General features: G+C 72.0%; 19 protein-coding genes. 10 read left to right on the top strand and 9 right to left on the bottom strand.

Annotated elements, in window-relative coordinates:
• Window positions 1-156 precede the first annotated feature (156 nt).
• Together BXA11_RS37315 and BXA11_RS37310 are read left to right on the top strand one after the other, a co-directional pair.
• Window positions 157-771: a trimeric intracellular cation channel family protein gene (locus BXA11_RS37315; RefSeq protein WP_030511519.1), complete on the top strand. Its 615-nt coding sequence runs from the start codon at window positions 157-159 to the stop codon at window positions 769-771.
• Between the two features lie 56 nt (window positions 772-827).
• Window positions 828-1,628 carry a crotonase/enoyl-CoA hydratase family protein gene (locus tag BXA11_RS37310; protein ID WP_076442313.1) on the top strand — a complete coding sequence of 267 codons (801 nt, stop codon included), beginning with the start codon at window positions 828-830 and terminating at the stop codon, window positions 1,626-1,628.
• A gap of 76 nt (window positions 1,629-1,704) precedes the next feature.
• Here the strand turns inward: BXA11_RS37310 and BXA11_RS37305 are convergent, their stop codons facing one another.
• The 6 genes from BXA11_RS37305 to BXA11_RS37280 form a co-directional block, all read right to left on the bottom strand.
• Entirely contained in the window at window positions 1,705-3,942 is a 2,238-nt protein-coding gene (locus BXA11_RS37305; RefSeq protein WP_076442310.1) for a heavy metal translocating P-type ATPase, read from the bottom strand.
• Window positions 3,943-3,971: 29 nt separating this feature from the next.
• Window positions 3,972-4,916, bottom strand: coding sequence for a hypothetical protein (locus tag BXA11_RS37300; protein WP_076442309.1), 945 nt, complete (start codon window positions 4,914-4,916; stop codon window positions 3,972-3,974).
• On the bottom strand, window positions 4,913-5,125 hold the full coding sequence (locus BXA11_RS37295) for a heavy-metal-associated domain-containing protein (RefSeq protein WP_076442306.1): 213 nt from the start codon (window positions 5,123-5,125) through the stop codon (window positions 4,913-4,915). The genes BXA11_RS37300 and BXA11_RS37295 overlap by 4 nt, the downstream gene beginning before the upstream one ends.
• 25 nt (window positions 5,126-5,150) lie before the next feature.
• Entirely contained in the window at window positions 5,151-5,432 is a 282-nt protein-coding gene (locus BXA11_RS37290; RefSeq protein WP_030511514.1) for a metal-sensitive transcriptional regulator, read from the bottom strand.
• Window positions 5,433-5,537: 105 nt separating this feature from the next.
• On the bottom strand, window positions 5,538-6,965 hold the full coding sequence (locus tag BXA11_RS37285; RefSeq protein WP_076442305.1) for an MFS transporter: 1,428 nt from the start codon (window positions 6,963-6,965) through the stop codon (window positions 5,538-5,540).
• Window positions 6,966-7,103: 138 nt separating this feature from the next.
• On the bottom strand, window positions 7,104-7,397 hold the full coding sequence (locus BXA11_RS37280; protein ID WP_076442303.1) for a heavy-metal-associated domain-containing protein: 294 nt from the start codon (window positions 7,395-7,397) through the stop codon (window positions 7,104-7,106).
• A 208-nt stretch (window positions 7,398-7,605) separates the two neighbouring features.
• Here BXA11_RS37280 and BXA11_RS42770 point away from each other — a divergent pair, with 208 nt between their 5' ends.
• The 7 genes from BXA11_RS42770 (at window position 7,606) to BXA11_RS37245 (ending at window position 11,894) form a co-directional block, all read left to right on the top strand.
• Entirely contained in the window at window positions 7,606-7,803 is a 198-nt protein-coding gene (locus BXA11_RS42770; protein ID WP_143734743.1) for a hypothetical protein, read from the top strand.
• A gap of 127 nt (window positions 7,804-7,930) precedes the next feature.
• Entirely contained in the window at window positions 7,931-8,266 is a 336-nt protein-coding gene (locus BXA11_RS37275; protein WP_076442301.1) for an ArsR/SmtB family transcription factor, read from the top strand.
• A complete protein-coding gene (locus BXA11_RS37270; RefSeq protein ID WP_076442299.1) occupies window positions 8,266-8,967 on the top strand; it encodes a cation efflux transmembrane domain-containing protein in 702 nt (233 codons plus the stop codon). The genes BXA11_RS37275 and BXA11_RS37270 overlap by 1 nt, the downstream gene beginning before the upstream one ends.
• Window positions 8,968-9,079: 112 nt before the next feature.
• Window positions 9,080-9,481 carry a hypothetical protein gene (locus BXA11_RS37265; protein WP_076442297.1) on the top strand — a complete coding sequence of 134 codons (402 nt, stop codon included), beginning with the start codon at window positions 9,080-9,082 and terminating at the stop codon, window positions 9,479-9,481.
• Window positions 9,478-9,924, top strand: coding sequence for a MerR family transcriptional regulator (locus BXA11_RS37260; protein WP_076442295.1), 447 nt, complete (start codon window positions 9,478-9,480; stop codon window positions 9,922-9,924). The genes BXA11_RS37265 and BXA11_RS37260 overlap by 4 nt, the downstream gene beginning before the upstream one ends.
• 102 nt (window positions 9,925-10,026) lie before the next feature.
• Entirely contained in the window at window positions 10,027-10,359 is a 333-nt protein-coding gene (locus tag BXA11_RS37255; RefSeq protein WP_030511507.1) for a YnfA family protein, read from the top strand.
• Between the two features lie 716 nt (window positions 10,360-11,075).
• A complete protein-coding gene (locus tag BXA11_RS37245) occupies window positions 11,076-11,894 on the top strand; it encodes a LysR family transcriptional regulator (protein ID WP_076442363.1) in 819 nt (272 codons plus the stop codon).
• Here the strand turns inward: BXA11_RS37245 and BXA11_RS37240 are convergent.
• From BXA11_RS37240 to BXA11_RS37230, 3 genes are all read right to left on the bottom strand, one after another.
• Window positions 11,891-12,667, bottom strand: a complete 777-nt coding sequence (locus BXA11_RS37240) for an SDR family NAD(P)-dependent oxidoreductase (RefSeq protein ID WP_076442291.1) — start codon at window positions 12,665-12,667, stop codon at window positions 11,891-11,893. The two genes, BXA11_RS37245 and BXA11_RS37240, sit on opposite strands and share 4 nt — an antisense overlap.
• Before the next feature lie 483 nt (window positions 12,668-13,150).
• A complete protein-coding gene (locus tag BXA11_RS37235) occupies window positions 13,151-13,813 on the bottom strand; it encodes a response regulator transcription factor (RefSeq protein ID WP_076442289.1) in 663 nt (220 codons plus the stop codon).
• Window positions 13,801-14,922, bottom strand: a complete 1,122-nt coding sequence (locus BXA11_RS37230) for a sensor histidine kinase (protein WP_143734741.1) — start codon at window positions 14,920-14,922, stop codon at window positions 13,801-13,803. Before BXA11_RS37230 ends, BXA11_RS37235 begins: the two co-directional genes overlap by 13 nt.
• A 132-nt stretch (window positions 14,923-15,054) precedes the next feature.
• On the opposite strand from BXA11_RS37230, the gene BXA11_RS37225 reads away from it, so the two are divergent.
• Window positions 15,055-16,047 carry a hypothetical protein gene (locus BXA11_RS37225; RefSeq protein ID WP_076442287.1) on the top strand — a complete coding sequence of 331 codons (993 nt, stop codon included), beginning with the start codon at window positions 15,055-15,057 and terminating at the stop codon, window positions 16,045-16,047.
• Window positions 16,048-16,122: the final 75 nt, after the last annotated feature.

Below are 16,122 nucleotides of genomic sequence, written 5' to 3'. Positions count from 1 at the left end.
ACATTCCCGACGCTACCCCAGCCCGCCGCAGAGCCGACGTGCGGGACATCCGCAGGCCAGGGATCGCGCTCGCCGCCTCCGGCCGCGTCGGCCGCCGGGCCTCGCCGCACGATCGTGACGTGGGGTTTTACCCGTTATATGGGAGACTGAGCGGCTGTGACCCCCGTGCTCGACCTCGTCGGAATCTTCGTATTCGCCCTGTCCGGCGCGCTTGAGGGCGTACGCAAACGATTCGATGCGGTCGGCATCGCGGTGCTCGCGTTCTTCACGGCCGTCGGCGGCGGCATCGTGCGCGATCTGTTCATCGGCGTGCAGCCCGCCGCGCTGCGGGACACGGGATATCTCCTCGTGCCGATCGCGGCCGCCGTCATCGCGTTCTTCTGGCATCGCCAGGTCGAGCGGGCGATGCCCGGGGTGCTGGTCTTCGACGCGGCGGGCCTGGGCCTGTTCTGCGCGGTCGGGACGTCCAAGGCGCTGTACTACGGCCTCGCGCCGATGCACGCCGTGTTCCTCGGGGTCTGCTCGGCGGTCGGCGGCGGCGTCATCAGAGACGTCCTGTCCGGCGAGAAACCGACCCTGCTCTACGACCGGGAGCTCTACGCGGTGCCGGCGATGCTCGGCTCGACGATGATGGCCGTGCTGTACGCGCTGGGGGTGCGGGGGTTCGCCGCCACCCTGTCCTCGGCGGTGGTCGCCTTCGCGTTCCGCATCCTCGCCATGCGGTACCGCTGGCGCGCACCCCTGGCCAGGGGCCTCACCGCCAGGGAGTGAGCGCATGGTCTTGTTTCCACTGCCGGGCCGTGCAGGCCGTAACACCGGGAGTAGCGATGGGTGACGTGCGGGTGGAGATCGAGGGACCGATCACCACGATCTGGATGGACCGGCCGGACCGGCGCAACGCCGTCGACCGGGCCATGGCCGGAGAGCTGCGGGCGGCGTTCGAGGAGTTCGAGGCCGACCCGGACCAGCGGGTGGCGGTCCTGGCCGGCAGCGGCGGCACCTTCTGCGCGGGCGCCGACCTGACCGCGGCCGGGGACCCCGAGCGGCGCAACGAGCTGGACCCCGAGGGAGGCGGCGGCGGGCCGATGGGGCCGACCCGGATGCTGCTGGGCAAGCCGCTGATCGCCGCGATCGGCGGCTACGCCGTCGCGGGCGGCCTGGAGCTCGCGCTGCTGGCCGACCTGCGGATCGTCGAGTCCGACGCGGTGCTGGGGGTGTTCTGCCGCCGCTGGGGGGTGCCGCTCATCGACGGCGGCACGGTCCGGCTGCCGCGGATCGTCGGCCTGGGCCGCGCCCTCGACATGATCCTCACCGGCCGCCCGGTGCGGGCCGAGGAAGCCCTCGCGATCGGGCTGGCCAACCGGGTCGTCGAGCCGGGCCGGGCGGTCGCGGCCGCCCGTGAGCTGGCCGGGCAGATCGCGGCGTTCCCCTTCGACTGCGTCCTGGCCGACCGGGCCTCCACCTACGCCGCCCTGGACCTGCCCCTGGCCGAGGCGTTGCGCGCCGAGGGGGCGGCGGGGGTTCCGATCGTGGAGCGCGAGGGCGTGGCCGGCGCCGCCCGCTTCACCGCCGGGGCCGGACGCCACGGAGTCTTCCCCGCTCATCCCTCCGGCCCGGGGCCGGCGTAGGCGCGGCCGAGAGCGCGGCGATCGCATGCCGCAGGGCCTCCGGGCGAGTCGCCGGAGGCCCTGCGTACGCGCTGCTCTAACGGAAGCGGCGCAGTCTGAGGCTGTTGCTGACGACGAAGACGCTGGAGAACGCCATCGCCGCTCCGGCGATCATGGGGTTGAGCAGTCCCGCGGCGGCCAGCGGCAGGGCCGCGACGTTGTACGCGAACGCCCAGAACAGGTTCCCCTTGATCGTGCCCAGCGTGCGCCGCGACAGCCGGATCGCATCGGCCGCCACCCGCAGATCCCCCCGCACCAACGTCAGATCCGCCGCCTCGATCGCCACGTCGGTGCCCGTGCCCATGGCCAGCCCCAGATCGGCCTGGGCCAGCGCCGCGGCGTCGTTGACCCCGTCCCCGACCATCGCGACCGTCTTGCCCTCGGCCTGCAACCGCTTGACCACGTCGACCTTGCCGGCCGGCAGCACCTCGGCGATCACCTCGTCGATGCCCACCTGCGCGGCGACCACCTCCGCGACCGCCCGGTTGTCACCGGTCAGCAGCACCGGCGTCAACCCCAGCGCCCGCAGATCGGCGATGGCCTGGGCGCTGGTGGGCTTGACCACGTCGGCCACCACCAGCACCGCCCGCGCGTTGCCGTCCCAGCCGACCGCCACCGCCGTACGGCCGGCGGCCTGCGCCTGCTCCAGCGCCCGCGCGAGGTCGGCGGGCAGGTGCTGGGACCACTCCTCCAACAGGCGGGGCCGCCCCACCAGCACGGCATGGCCGTCCACGATCCCCTGGACGCCGAGGCCCTCGACGTTGGCGAAGTCCTGCGGGGCGGGCAACTGGCCCACCCGCTCGGCCGCGCCCCGGGCGATCGCCTGCGCGATCGGGTGCTCGGAGGCGTGCTCCAGGGCCCCGGCCAGACGCAGCACCTCCTCGGGGTCCTGCCCGTCGGCGGGGTGGACCTCGACGAGGGTCATCCTGCCCTCGGTGACGGTGCCGGTCTTGTCCAGCACGACCGTGTCGATCGCCCGGGTCGACTCCAGCACCTCCGGCCCCTTGATCAAAATGCCGAGCTGGGCGCCGCGGCCGGTGCCGACCAGCAACGCCGTCGGCGTGGCCAAACCCAGCGCACACGGGCAGGCGATGATCAGCACCGCCACCGCGGCGGTGAACGCCGCCCCGGCCCCTTCACCGGTGCCGAGCCAGTACCCCAGCGTGGCCACCGACAGCGCGATGACGATCGGGACGAAGATCCCGGAGATGCGGTCGGCCAGGCGCTGCACCTGCGCCTTGCCCGTCTGCGCCTCCTCCACCAGCCGCGCCATCTGCGCCAGCTGGGTGTCGGAGCCGACCCGGGTGGCCCGCACCACCAGCCGCCCGCCCGCGTTCACCGTCGCCCCCGTGACCGCGTCGCCGGGCCGCACCTCGACCGGGACCGACTCGCCGGTGAGCATCGAGGCGTCGACCGCCGAGCTGCCCTCCTCGACCACCCCGTCGGTGGCGATCTTCTCCCCCGGCCGCACCACGAACAGGTCGCCGACTCTCAGCTCCCCGACGGGGATGCGCACCTCGCGGCCGTCGCGCAGCACCGCCACGTCCTTGACGCCCAGCTCCAGCAGGGCGCGTAGCGCCGCACCGGCCCGCCGCTTGGACCGCGCCTCGAAATACCGCCCGGCCAGGATGAACGCGGTCACCCCGGCGGCGGCCTCCAGGTAGATGTTGCCCGCACCGTCACTGCGGGTGATGGTCAGGTCGAACCCGTGGGTCATCCCGGGCACCCCAGCGTCACCCAGGAACAGCGCCCACAGCGACCAGCCCAGCGCGGCGATCGTGCCGAGCGACACCAGGGTGTCCATCGTCGCGGCGCCGTGACGCAGGTTGGTCCAGGCGGCCTTGTGGAAGGGCAGCCCGCCGTACACCACGACGGGGGCGGCGAGCGTCAGCGACAGCCACTGCCAGTAGGTGAACTGCAGGGCGGGGATCATCGCCAGCGCGATCACCGGCACCGCGAGCACCACCGACACCAGCAGCCGCGTCCGCAGCGGGGCGAGCTCGTCTCCCGGCTCCTCACCCGCCTGCTCGGGCGTGGGCGGCTCGGGCAGCCTGGCCGTGTAGCCGGCCTTCTCCACCTCCGCCACCAGCAGATGGGGATCCAGTTCAGCGGGGAAGGTCACCTTGGCCTTCTCCGTTGCGTAGTTCACCGTGGCCGTGACCCCGTCCAGCTTGTTCAGCTTGCGCTCGATCCTGTTCGCACACGACGCGCAGGTCATGCCGCCGATCGAAAGCTCGACCGCGCCGGACGGCCGGTCACCGGTTATGGAGGCCATCGTTCCTCCTTTCCGCGTCATGCTCGCTGTCAGTGGCCGGAGTGGGAGTGTTCGGATCCGTGGTCCGCCGTGGCGGTGGGGGCCGCCGCCCCTGACGGTTGCTCCGCCCGTACGGTGAAGGCGGCGGTGTGCACGGCTCCGTCGTGCTGGAAGTCGAGGAAGAGCCGGTAGTCGCCGCGGCTGGGGACCTCGGCGTAGAAGGTGATGCCGGGACCGGCGGGGGTGACGCCGTCACCCGGAGCGCCGTCGGGGTGCACGTGCAGGTAGGCGAGGTCGCCCACGCGCAGCGCGACCAGATGCCCGTACGCCCCGAGGTAGGGCTGCAGGTCGGTCACGGGCTTGCCGTCCTTGCTGATCTCGGCGGTGAGCCTGCCGGCCGCACCCGGTGTGAGGGTGCCGTCGAGCCGCACAGTGTATCCGTCGGCCGTCGCCGTACGGCTCGGCGCGGGCAGGGCCCGGGGCGCGTAGTCGCCGGGGGCGTGCAGGTCGGCGCCGAGGGTCAGGCCTTCCGCGCCCTGGGGGACGAAGTCCGCGAACACCCGATAGGCGCCGGCGTCGGGCAGCGTCAGCGGCACCGACCAGATTCCCTCGCCCGACAACTCGGGGTGCAGGTGCCGGAAGACGAGTCCGTCCCGGCTGACCACGATGAGATGGAGCTTCTTGTCGTGCTGGGTCTCGTAGGCGGTCACCGGGCGGCCGTCGGGGCCGTCCACGGTGAACCGGAAGTCGGTCTGAGTCCCGGGGGTGATGGTCGCGGTCCGCGGGGTGAGGGTGTAGCCATTCTGGGACACCTGGAGTCCTCCCGGCACGTGTTCCGTCGTCTGCGTGGCCGGTGGAGGGGTCGTGTGGTCCCCATGGCTGTTCTTCGCGGGCGCCGGTCCGGTCGCGCCGACGGCGCCGCCGACGCCGAACGCCCCTGCGAAGACCACGGCGAGACCGAGGACATACGTGCCCAGGCGGGCCGGCGTGTTCATTGCTTGTCCACCACTTCATATCCGGCCTCCTCGACGGCGGCCCTGATCGTGGCCGTGTCGAGGGGGCTGTCGCTTTCGACTGTCACAAGCCCGGTGGCCAGCTCGACCTCGACACCGGTGACACCGGGCACCTCGCCGATCTCCTCCTTCACCGAGCTGACGCAGTGTCCGCAGGTCATACCGGTGACGGTGTAGGTGGCAGTGGTCATGACGCTTCTCCTCTGTGATAACCGATCAGGAACGGACGAGACGGGCGACGGCCTCGGAGGCTTCCTTGATCTTTACGTCGGCCTCGGTGCCGCCCTTGGCGACGGCCTCGGCGACGCAGTGCGCCATGTGCTCGTCCAGCAGTTCCAGGGCGAACGCCTGGAGCGCTCTGTTGGCGGCCGAGACCTGGGTGAGGATGTCGATGCAGTACTTGTCCTCGTCGACCATCCGCTGCAGTCCGCGGACCTGCCCCTCGATCCGGCGCAGCCGCCTGAGGTGGTCTTCCTTGGTCCCCGTGTATCCGGCCATCTCCCCGCCTCGCTCTACTGAGATCCTCCCCTGTATCTAACACCTTACCCCCCTAGGGTATTTCGCGGGCCCACCTCACCAGGGGATGGGCCCGCTCGGTGGGACCTAGACCTGCGCTGCCTGGGCGTCCGCGGCGACGGGCGCCGACGACCCGCGTTTGCGCATGAACAGCAGCGTCAGCACGGCTCCCGCCGCGGCCACGACCGCCGCACCCGCGAAGGCGGCCTGGAAACCGTCGGTGAGCGCGGCGGGGCCGTCCGCTGCGGCCGCTCCCCCACCCGCGGCGAGCGCGGTCATCACGGCCAGGCCGAGGGCCGAGCCGATCTGATAGGTGGTGTTGACGATGCCCGAGGCCAGCCCGCTCTCCTCGGGCCGAGCACCGGACATCGCCGACATCATCGCCGGGATGTAGGCCAGGGACATGCCGACCGCGGCGACCAGCGAGGCGGGCAGCACGTCGGCGACGAAGGTCCCGTCCGGTCTGACCAGGGACAGCCCGGCCACCCCTGCCGCCAGCACGGCGAGCCCGATGACGATCAGCGGCTTGGCGCCGAACCTGCCGAGCAGCCGGGCGGTGATCCCGATCATGAAAATCATGATCGCGATCGTCATGGGGAGCAGGGCCGCTCCGCTGGGGAAGGCGCTGTAGCCGAGGACCTGCTGCAGATAGAGGTTGAGGAAGTACCACATCGGGATCCAGGCCGCGCCCAGCAGCGCCATCGCCAGATTGGCGACGGCCAGCCCGGGGGTGCGCCAGATCCGCAGCGGCATGAGCGGCTCCCGGATCACACGCTGCACGATCAGGAACAGCGCGAGCAGCACAGCCGCCCCCGCCAGTTCCAGCAGCGTGGCGGCCGACCCCCAGCCCTGGTCCGGTGCCCGCACGATGGCGAACACGGCCAGGGCGATCCCGGCGGTGACGGCGAGGCCGCCGAGCACGTCGACCGACCCGCGCCGACCGGCCACCGCGGGCAGCAGTGCGGGCACGGCCAGCAGGGTGGCGACGCCGATGGGGATGTAGACGATGAAGACCCACGGCCAGCTCAGATACTCGGTGACGACTCCGCCGAGGAACACCCCCGCGGTGCCTCCGGCCGGCGCCGCGGCGCCGTACAGGGCCATGGCCTTGCCGAGCTCCCGCGGATCGTGCGAGAAGAGCATCATGAGCAGGGTCATCGAGGCCGGGGCGATGAGCGCGCCGCCGACGCCCTGCACACCACGGCCGAGGATCTCCATCCAGGGGCCGCTCGCCGCGGCGGCGACGACCGACCCGGCGATCAGGACGAGCCAGCCGACGGTGAAGATCCTGCGGGCGCCGAACAGGTCGGACAGACGGCCCCCGAGCAACAGCAGCCCGCCGAAGGCGATGACGTAGGCGTTGAAGACCCACTGCAGTGCGTCCGGAGAGAAACCCAGATCGCGCTGCATGTCCGGTAAGGCGACACCGATGATCGAGGTGTCCATGATGACCATGAACTGCGCGGCGGCGAGCACGACCAGTGCCCGCCACCTACGCGGATTGACGGCGTTCATTGCCGCACTCCTGTTCTTCGCATCCACCCCCGATGGGAGGATGCGGGTGGGGTTGAGTGTGATGCCGAATCGGACCGGCCCCGCAGGTGGGCGTGCATGCCGGTGCACGCCCACCGCCTTTCTTCGGGGCCTGATCCGCTAGGACCGGCCCGCCAGCCGGTAGCCGGCCTGTTCCACCGCGGCGTGGATCTCTTCGTCGGTGAATCCCGCGCCGCTGACGGTGACCGCGCCGGTCGGCAGGTCGACGACGACCCCGGTGACGCCGCCGACCTTGCCGATCTCTCCGGACACCGACGAGACGCAGTGGCCGCAGGTCATCCCGCTCACCGAATAGACCTTGCCGACCTTCCCGGCCGTGCCGCCCGCCGCGCTCGCCTCAGCGGTCACCTCAGCCTGGGCCGACTCCGGGCCGCACGCACATGCCGTGCACATACCCGTCCTCCTTTCGCATTTACCCCTGGGGGGTATCCGGTCGTGAGAGACCATAACATACCCCCTGGGGGTGTCAATGACGGAGGAGCCCGCGATCCGGCTTCAGGCGGGCATCGCCCTGCGGCAGCCGCGGCGGGGACGCCCCCGCCGGCACGACCAGGCCCACGGGAGCTGCTCCTGCCACTCCCCCCACCACGCCTAGGCCCAGGTGGAAGCGACCCTGATCCGCGTGCTGCGGGACAACGAGCCCGGAGCCACCCCCGCCTCCGTCCGCGACCTGATCACCACGACCGGCGTCGGCACCAAGGAGCACGTCGCCCACCTCGGCGACCGGCAACGCCACAGCCTGCTGTCCGCCCTCACGCCCCGGCCCGAACTCGTCGCGAACGGCGAGAACGGTGACTGACGCCATCCACCTCGTCTCCCTGTCTCGCGCGCGACGTCTGTCAGACCGCCGGCGGCCCGCACGGCGCAGGGACCGCGATCCGTAATCCACAAATCCATGAATTCAGGATTCCGTGTATCGTCGGCGCATGGCCACCATCGCCTCCGACATCGACGTGCTCGCCCGGTTCGGCCGCGCCCTGGCCGACCCGATCCGCTGCCGCATCCTGATCGCGCTTCGCGAGGCTCCGGCCCACCCGGCCGACCTGGCCGATCTGCTGGGCGTCTCCCGCACTCGCCTGAGCAACCACCTGGCCTGCCTACGCGACTGTGGTCTGGTCGTCGCCGTGCCCGTCGGCCGGCGTACCCGCTACGAACTGGCCGACGAGCGACTCGGCCATGCATTGGACGACCTGCGCACCGCGGTGATCGCGGTGGCCGCCGACCGCACCTGCGTGGACGCGGACGAGAAAGGGTGTTGCTGATGACCGCGATCCCTCTCGGCCCGACCCCCGCCCGTCGCGACACGCTCCGTCGGCGCATCCGGCTGCTGGTGGCCGCCACCATCACCTACAACGTGATCGAGGCCGTCGTCGCCATCACCGCCGGCACCCTCGCCTCCTCCGTCGCACTGATCGGGTTCGGCCTGGACTCCGTCGTAGAGGTCGCCTCCGCCACTGCCGTGGCCTGGCAGTTCTCCGCGGCCGACCACCAGACACGGGAGAAGACCGCGCTGAGGATCATCGCGATCTCCTTCTTCGGGCTGGCCGCCTACGTCGCCGTCGACGCCGTACGGACCCTCCTCGGCGCCGGCGAAGCCGGCCACTCCACTCCCGGACTGGTCCTGGCCGCCGTGTCTCTGGTGATCATGCCGGTGCTGTCGTACGCCCAGCGTCGCGCCGGCCGCGAACTCGGCTCCGCCTCGGCGGTCGCCGATTCCAAGCAGACCCTGCTGTGCACCTACCTGTCGGCGGTGCTGCTCGCCGGGCTCGCCCTCAACAGCGCCCTCGGCTGGTCCTGGGCCGACCCGATCGCCGCCCTGGTCATCGCCGCTGTGGCGGTCAAGGAAGGCCGCGAAGCCTGGCGTGGGGACGCCTGCTGCGCCGTTCCCGCACGCACGCCTTCCCCCTCGTCCGGCCGGTGCGGCGACCCGTGCTGCTCCCCTGCCCGGGACGACACCGGGTGATCGGCGGCCCGATGCCATCCCGCGTACATGCCGCCCACACGGTCCACGGCGCGAGGAGACCACGCCCAAGGGGTTGCAACCGATACCCAGGTACAGGCTTACCGTCAGAGGCATGACCCAGGACATCGCCCTTGACCGGGGATGGGCTCCCTCGGCGTGCACCCTGCCCACCGCGGAGCGGCCGCTGCGGGTGGCCGAGTTCGACGCCTTGTTCGCGGAGGCGGTCCGGGCGGTGCGGCGCCCCGGGCGTGAGCGGCTGCGGCTGGAGCTCGCCTTCAGCCCGGAGCACGCGGCCCGGGCGGCCGAACTGGCCGCGCGGGAGAACGGCTGCTGCTCCTTCTTCACCTTCACCCTGACCGTCGCCGACGGGGGCCTGGCACTGGAGGTGGCGGTGCCGCCGGAGCACATCGAGGTGCTGGACGCGCTCCAGGCACGCGCCGTGTCGGCCGCATCGGGGCCTGCCGCATCGGAGCCCACCGCGCCGGAGTCCGCCGCATCGGGAGGATCGGCGTGAGGCGGGATCTCGACGGCTCCTACCTGCGCAGCGGGCAGGTGGCCAGGCAGGCCGGCGTCAACCCGCAGACATTGCGCTACTACGAGCGTCGCGGGCTGATCGCCGAACCGGCGCGCAGTCCCGGCGGGCACCGCGCCTACCCTCCCGAGACCGTCACCCTGCTGACCGTCATCAAGGCCGCCCAGCGGCTCGGCTTCACCCTGGACGAGGTCGCCGAGCTGATCGACACCGGCCGGCGCGGTCACCCCTCCCGCGACCTGCGCGCCCGCGCCCAAGCCAAGATCGCCGAGGTGGACGCGCGCATCGCCGACCTCACCACCATCCGCACCGCGCTCACCCGGGTGGTCACCGCAGGCTGCGACAGCCTGACGAACTGCACCTGTCCCGACTGCCCGCTGCCGTACGCCGACCTGGCCACCTTCCGCGCCCCGGAAGAGGACTGACCGTCGTGAGCACCCACCCGCACCATCGCTGAGCGCCCGAGCCGCGGCGCGGAGGGCGACCCGGAGACGCATCGACCGCTGCCATGCGCTGTACTACCGGCCATGACGGTCATCCGCTCCCTGCTGCTTTTCGTCCTGGCCGCCTTCGCCGAGATCGGCGGAGCATGGCTGGTCTGGCAAGGCGTACGCGAGCAGCGTGGCCTGCTGTGGATCGGCGGCGGCGTGATCGCGCTGGGCCTGTACGGGCTGGTCGCCACGTTCCAGCCGGACGCGAACTTCGGCCGCATCCTGGCGGCCTACGGCGGCGTCTTCGTCGCCGGCTCCCTGGCCTGGGGCATGCTCGTCGACGGGTTCCGGCCCGACCGCTGGGACGTCATCGGCGCGCTCGTCTGCCTGGCCGGCGTGCTGATCATCATGTACGCCCCACGTGGCTGACCGAGCAAGCCGGGTGGATCAATCGACTCAGCGCCGACCCCGGATGGCAGCACCCCAGCCCGAAGCCGACCCGGACCGTCACGACCACCGTGACCGCCGCAGCGGACGAAGACGACCTTGACCAGGAGTTCACAGCGGACGACCAGGAGTTCACAGCGGAGCAGGAGGTGGACGCGACGCCAGTAGGCGGGGCTGCGACCGGAGGCGGCGGCGAGGCCGGGACGGATGGGCGGATGGACGTGCTCACCGGCCTTGTCATCACCCTCGCCGCCTGCGCCGGACTCCGGCTACGCCGTCGTCCTCGGTCAGGATGAGCAGGACGCCGGCGTCCAGGGTGCGTCAGATGTCCGGCTCCCGAGCACGGACCGAGTGCATCACAGTGGAGACGCCGTCCAACAAACCAGGTGTCCCGAGCACCAGTCGCATGGGGTCGATCCTGACGGAGTGGAGCGAGGCGGAAAGATGACCGGCCCGGAATCATCGTGGTTATCGCATGACGACGAGAGCTGTCTGCGTGACGCTCGCGGAGCACGTCCTCGATTACGCCAACACCGAGGTCGCCGCCGGGCGGGCCCGGCGGCGTCGGCTGTGGTCGACGCCGCCACTCCGCCGACGACCTTCGGCTAATCTCCGGATCTTGTTGACACGCTTGCGGGGTCACCGAGCAGGTCAGGGGGTGGTGGTGCTCGGTTGTTACCCTGAGCGGCGTGGACCGGATGGAGACGCGCGAGGTGGAGTACTTCGTCGCTGTCGCCGAGGAACTGCACTTCGGGCGGGCGGCCGAGCGGCTCGGCATCGCACAACCGCCGCTGTCGCGGACCATCGGCCGGCTCGAACGGCGGCTCGGAGTACGGCTGTTCGAGCGGACCAGCCGCCGCGTCGATCTTACCGACGCGGGCGGCGTCTTCTTGGCCGAGTGCCGCCGGGTCCTCGACGCGATGGACACGGCCGTGCGGCGGACCCGGCGTGCCGCCCAGCAGCAGCGACTGGTCGTCACCACCAGGCCGGGGACCGGGCCCGGGTTGCTCGCCGAGGTGGTGCGGGCGTACGAGCGACTACCCGGCGCGGTGCCGGTCGATGTGGTTTTCACCCACGACCAGCTGGGTGCGCTGCGCAACGGCGCCGCAGACGTCGCGTTGATGTGCAGTCGCGGTGACCTTGGGGAGATGGCGACCGCGGATCTGGCCGAGGAGTCCTCGGTCGTGCTGCTGCCGCCCGACCATCGCCTGGCCAAGCGGTCCGCGGTGACCCTTGCCGAGCTGACCCGGGAGGACGCCTACCTCGAGTTCCCCCCGCCGGACCCCCTCGACAAGATCGTCGATCTGGTCTCCTTCGGCCGGTTGATCGTGGTCGTCGGGGCGAGTGTCACCAACCGGATCGGCGACAGCGTCGTGGCGGTGCCCGTCCCTGACGTCCCGGCGACCCGGCTGGTGCTGGCGTGGCCGGACGACGGCCGGAACACGGCCGGGCCGCTGTTCGTCCGGACCGCGCAGGCGGTCGTCGCGGGCCGCGCCGCGCTGGACCGCGCCTTCTAGACGAGTCCGAAACCGAGCTGGGTCGCGCCTCCATCGGCGGCGAGCTCGACGCCCGTGATGTAGCTGCTCGCCGGAGAGGCGAGGAAGAACACGGCCGCGGCCTGCTCCTCGGGCCGGGACAAGCGGCCCAGCGGGATCGGTGCCGCGTGATCCGCCCGCCACTTCTCCCGCGCCGCGGCGTCCAAGCCGGAGGCGGCGAGGGTGGCGTCCATCGCGGGTGTATCGGTGGCGCCGGGGGCCAGCGCGTTGACCCGGATGCCGCGCCCGCTCAGCTCGTTGGCCCAGGAACGGGCGAAGGACCGGACAGCGGCCTTGGACGCGGAGTAGACGCTCAGCCCCTTCTGACCACTGGTGGAGGCCATCGAGGTGACCAGCACAATGGAGGCGCCGTCGTTGAGCAACGGCAGCGCCTTCTGCACCGTGTAGACCGTGCCCTTCACGTTGACGTCGAGGATCTTGTCCATGTGTTCGCCGGTGACGTTCGCCAAACCGACGAACTCGCCGAACCCGACGTTGGCCACCACGGCGTCTATCCGGTGGCCGTCCTCGGACACCTTGGCGTACAGCCGGTCCACGTCTTCGGGGTCGGTGACGTCGCTCCGCACGCCGACCGCGCCGTGGCCGATCTCGGCGACCGCGGCGTCCAGTTCCCCCTGTCTGCGGCCGGTGACATAGACGAGTGCGCCCTCCTCGGCGAAGCGTTGTGCCGTGGCGAGCCCGATCCCCGCGCTGCCGCCGGTGACGACCGCGACCCTGCCGGCGAGCTGTCCCATGTGAACTCCTGCTGTTTGACCCGTTTCGAACACTTCGAGTTCACCACCGGGATCATGGAGGACCAATGATGACCCGGGTATCAGGCGATGCGTCCCAGGTATCGATGACCTGCTGCTTCGTTCAGGGGTGAGGCTCGAAGACCGGGGTGAACGATGGGGTCGCCGTCTTCGGCTTCGCCAGCTGACCGGCCACCACTCACAGGGCCGGACCAGGACAACTGTCTGCGCGAATTGGTGATCTACAAGGCTCGGAACCATTGATCGAGGGCTGTGAAGTCGTCGTCGGCGGTCTGGCTCGACGCCCGCACGCCCTTACGCCCTGCCAGGCGACTTCGGCGCCGACATCTGAACGGCGCGGCGGGCGACTCGGGAGCCCCGCGCCGCCTGCCCTCCGCTGTGCTCGTGCCCGTCCTCGTCCAGTGAACGGCCGCCGCTCTGGGAACTTCCCACCGAAGGTCGATCGCGTGCGAGGAACGGGCCCGGCTAGAGCGGATTGTCGTGGGCGAGGAGGGCGAGTTGGACGCGATTGTCCAGGTTGGTCTTCGTGAGGATGCGGGAGATGTAGCTCTTGACCGTGCCGACGCTCATGTGGAGCTCGGCCGCGATGTCCGCGTTCGAGCCGCCCCGGCCGACCGCGGCGGCGACCTCGCGCTCGCGGTCGCTGAGCCTGGACAGCAGCCTGCGCGCGTCGTCGCGGCGGCGGTCCTGCGCCTCGGGCGCCAGGTGGGCGATCAGGCGCCGGGTCACGCCGGGTGACAGGATCGGCTCGCCCGCGGCGACCCGGAGGACCGCGTCCACGATGCCCTCCGGCGGGGTGTCCTTGAGCAGGAACCCGCTGGCCCCGGCGCGCAGCGCGCCGAAGACGTGCTCGTCGGCGTCGAACGTGGTGAGCATGATGACGTGGGGAGGGTCGGGTCGCCGCCGAAGCAGCCGGGTGGCGTCGATCCCGTCCAGGCCCGGCATCCGGATGTCCATGAGCACCACATCGGGCGCGTACGCGTCGACCGCGGCTCCGACGTCGGCGCCGTCGGCCACGCCGCCCACCACGACGAGCTCGTCGGCGCCCTTGAGCATCAGCGTCAGGCCTGCCCTGACGAGCGGGTCGTCGTCCACGACCAGCACGCGTATGACGCTCACACCGGCCATGGTAGCCAGACCGCCAGGCGGAACTCGCCTTCCTCAATCCCGGCCTGCTCCACGCGGCCGCCCGCCAGCTCGGCCCGCTCCCGCATCCCGGCCAGGCCGGCGCCCTCGCCCCGGGGAGCGTGCACCACGGCATTGCGCACCTCGATGGCGAGCCCCCGCTCCGGCCCGCCGTCGAGGCGCACAGTCACGGGCCGGCCGGGCGCGTGCTTCCTGGCGTTGGTGAGCCCTTCCTGGACGATCCGGTAGGCCGCCCGCGCCGTCAGGCCCGGCAGGCCGGGCAGGCGCACGCCGCCGTCGTGCATGTCCACCTCCATGCCCGCCCGCCGTACCTCCTCGACCAGAGCATGCAGGTCCAGCTCGGCCAGGACGGGCGCCTCGCGGAGCACCGAGATGACCTGGCGCAGCTCCTGCAACGCCTGGTGCGCGCTGGAGCGCACCACCGCGGCCGCCTCGACCACCTCCTCGGGGTCGGCCCGCGCGTTGAACTCCAGCGCCCCGGCATGCAGCGCCAGCAGCGACAGCCGGTGCGCCAGCACGTCGTGCATGTCGCGGGCGATGGCCAGGCGTTCGGCGTGGCGGGCCTGCTCGACGCGTCGCCGTTGCTCCTCCTCGGCCCTGCGGACCCGCTCCGCCAGCGACAGCACCAGTTGACGGCGGGCCCGCGCCAGCATCCCCCATCCGGTCAGCGCCACCCCGAACAGCACCGCGACCAGCGCCCACACCGGATAAGGCGCAAGCCCCGGCGGCCGCAGCCAGAACCGGGCCAGCGTCGCGGCCACCCACGCCGCGCCGACTCCGATCGCGACGGCCGAGCGGCGATACAGAGCGGTCATCAGCGTGGCGATGCCGGCCGCGACCGACGCCGAGGCCGCGGGCACCGCCAGCGCCACGGCCACGAGCGCCATGGTGGCCGGCCACCGGCGCGACAGCCACAACGCCCCGCACGCCGCCGCACCGCCGGCCACGTCCGCGACCAGCCAGCCGGAAGCCCCGTCGAGATCGGCTTGCACGACGACCCCCGCCGCGACCAGCGCGCAGACGACGCCCCCCACTCGGATCGCCCGGTCCCGCCGCGTCCTGGCCGGGCCCGGCCGTACGTCTGCCGTCACGGACGCCCAGCGTAGTGACGGCGGGGCGACAGACGGCAGCAACCAAAGTCGACGCCGGGTTGTCACCTGGGTTGCCACGGCCAGGACCCGGGGCGGCAGACGCGCGTGGGGCGCGCGGAAGACGCTGGGCCCATGACCTCGAACAAGACGCGCGGCCGGCTGGCCGCACTGCTCCTCGCGGTGATCACAGCGCTCGTGGCCGAGTTCACCCTCGGCAACCCGCCGCTGCGGATGGCCTGGCTCCTGCTGCTGTGGATCCCGATATACGGCGCGGGCGTCGTCCTGGTGCGCGAGCTGGTGCGGCGGGCCGGGACGGGCTGGACCGGGGTGCTGCTGCTCGGGGCGGCCTACGGCATCGTCGAGGAGGGCCTGGCGCTGCAGGCGCTGAGCAGCCCCACGATCTACGGCGCCGCCGGATGGGCGCCCCGGGTCCTGGGCCTCAACAGCGCCTACGCCGAGCTGCAGATCCCCTACCACGCGGTCTTCAGCGCCGCGATCCCGATCCTCCTGACCGACCTGATCGTCCCGTCCCTGCGTGACCGGCCCTACCTGGGCAGACTCGGCACCTGGCTGGCCGGGACGGTCTTCGTCCTCGGCGCGCTGCTGCTGCGGGTGACGGTGGTGACGTCCATCGACCCCGGGTACGAGGCGCCACCGGCGGTCCTCGCGGGCTGTGCGGCCGCCGTGGTCCTGCTGGCGGGGGTGGGGCTGCGGTTGAAGCTCCGCCCGGGCAGGCCTTCGGTCAGCCCGCCCACGCCTGCGACGGCCGGAGTGTTCGGCGCCGTGGCCGCCTTCGGATACCTGGCGTTGCTGTTCCCCTTCGGCGGCGCGACCCAGCCCGCGTTCACCCACGGCGGGTGGGTGATCGTGCCCATGGCGGCCGCCGCCGTTCTGGCGGTCGCCGTCGCGTGGCTCCTGCGCCGCTGGACGACCGGCGGCCTGTGGACGGACCGGCACAGCCTCGCCCTGGCCTCCGGCGCCCTGATCGCGCACACCGCCTTCGGCCTGATCTCCAACACCGACACGGCGGCCGACCGCGCCGGCCTGGCGGCCGTCGGCGTGGTCATGACCTGTCTGCTGGCCCTGCTGGGCCGCCGGGTCGCCGGCCTCTCCCGCGTCAAATGACCCCACCGGCGAGATCACCGCGATCGCGTCGCATGTGTCAGGCCGTCGACCGGTAGGCGGCGAACCGACCTGCGG

Origin of the sequence: Microbispora rosea (assembly GCF_900156315.1) — a bacterium.
Taxonomy (GTDB): domain Bacteria; phylum Actinomycetota; class Actinomycetes; order Streptosporangiales; family Streptosporangiaceae; genus Microbispora; species Microbispora rosea.
The sequence above is the reverse complement of the archived record's forward strand: the minus strand, read 5'-3'. Positions and strand labels throughout refer to the sequence as shown.

Coding starts and splice junctions, on each gene's coding strand:
- BXA11_RS37300 (WP_076442309.1), bottom strand. CDS start 4,916: ATGAACACGCCGGCCCGCCTGGGCACGTATGTCCTCGGTCTCGCCGTG.
- BXA11_RS37240 (WP_076442291.1), bottom strand. CDS start 12,667: ATGGGACAGCTCGCCGGCAGGGTCGCGGTCGTCACCGGCGGCAGCGCG.
- BXA11_RS37235 (WP_076442289.1), bottom strand. CDS start 13,813: ATGGCCGGTGTGAGCGTCATACGCGTGCTGGTCGTGGACGACGACCCG.
- BXA11_RS37225 (WP_076442287.1), top strand. CDS start 15,055: ATGACCTCGAACAAGACGCGCGGCCGGCTGGCCGCACTGCTCCTCGCG.
- BXA11_RS37290 (WP_030511514.1), bottom strand. CDS start 5,432: ATGGCCGGATACACGGGGACCAAGGAAGACCACCTCAGGCGGCTGCGC.
- BXA11_RS37245 (WP_076442363.1), top strand. CDS start 11,076: ATGGAGACGCGCGAGGTGGAGTACTTCGTCGCTGTCGCCGAGGAACTG.
- BXA11_RS37295 (WP_076442306.1), bottom strand. CDS start 5,125: ATGACCACTGCCACCTACACCGTCACCGGTATGACCTGCGGACACTGC.
- BXA11_RS37265 (WP_076442297.1), top strand. CDS start 9,080: ATGACCCAGGACATCGCCCTTGACCGGGGATGGGCTCCCTCGGCGTGC.
- BXA11_RS37310 (WP_076442313.1), top strand. CDS start 828: ATGGGTGACGTGCGGGTGGAGATCGAGGGACCGATCACCACGATCTGG.
- BXA11_RS37285 (WP_076442305.1), bottom strand. CDS start 6,965: ATGAACGCCGTCAATCCGCGTAGGTGGCGGGCACTGGTCGTGCTCGCC.
- BXA11_RS37305 (WP_076442310.1), bottom strand. CDS start 3,942: ATGGCCTCCATAACCGGTGACCGGCCGTCCGGCGCGGTCGAGCTTTCG.
- BXA11_RS37275 (WP_076442301.1), top strand. CDS start 7,931: ATGGCCACCATCGCCTCCGACATCGACGTGCTCGCCCGGTTCGGCCGC.
- BXA11_RS37280 (WP_076442303.1), bottom strand. CDS start 7,397: ATGTGCACGGCATGTGCGTGCGGCCCGGAGTCGGCCCAGGCTGAGGTG.
- BXA11_RS37255 (WP_030511507.1), top strand. CDS start 10,027: ATGACGGTCATCCGCTCCCTGCTGCTTTTCGTCCTGGCCGCCTTCGCC.
- BXA11_RS37270 (WP_076442299.1), top strand. CDS start 8,266: ATGACCGCGATCCCTCTCGGCCCGACCCCCGCCCGTCGCGACACGCTC.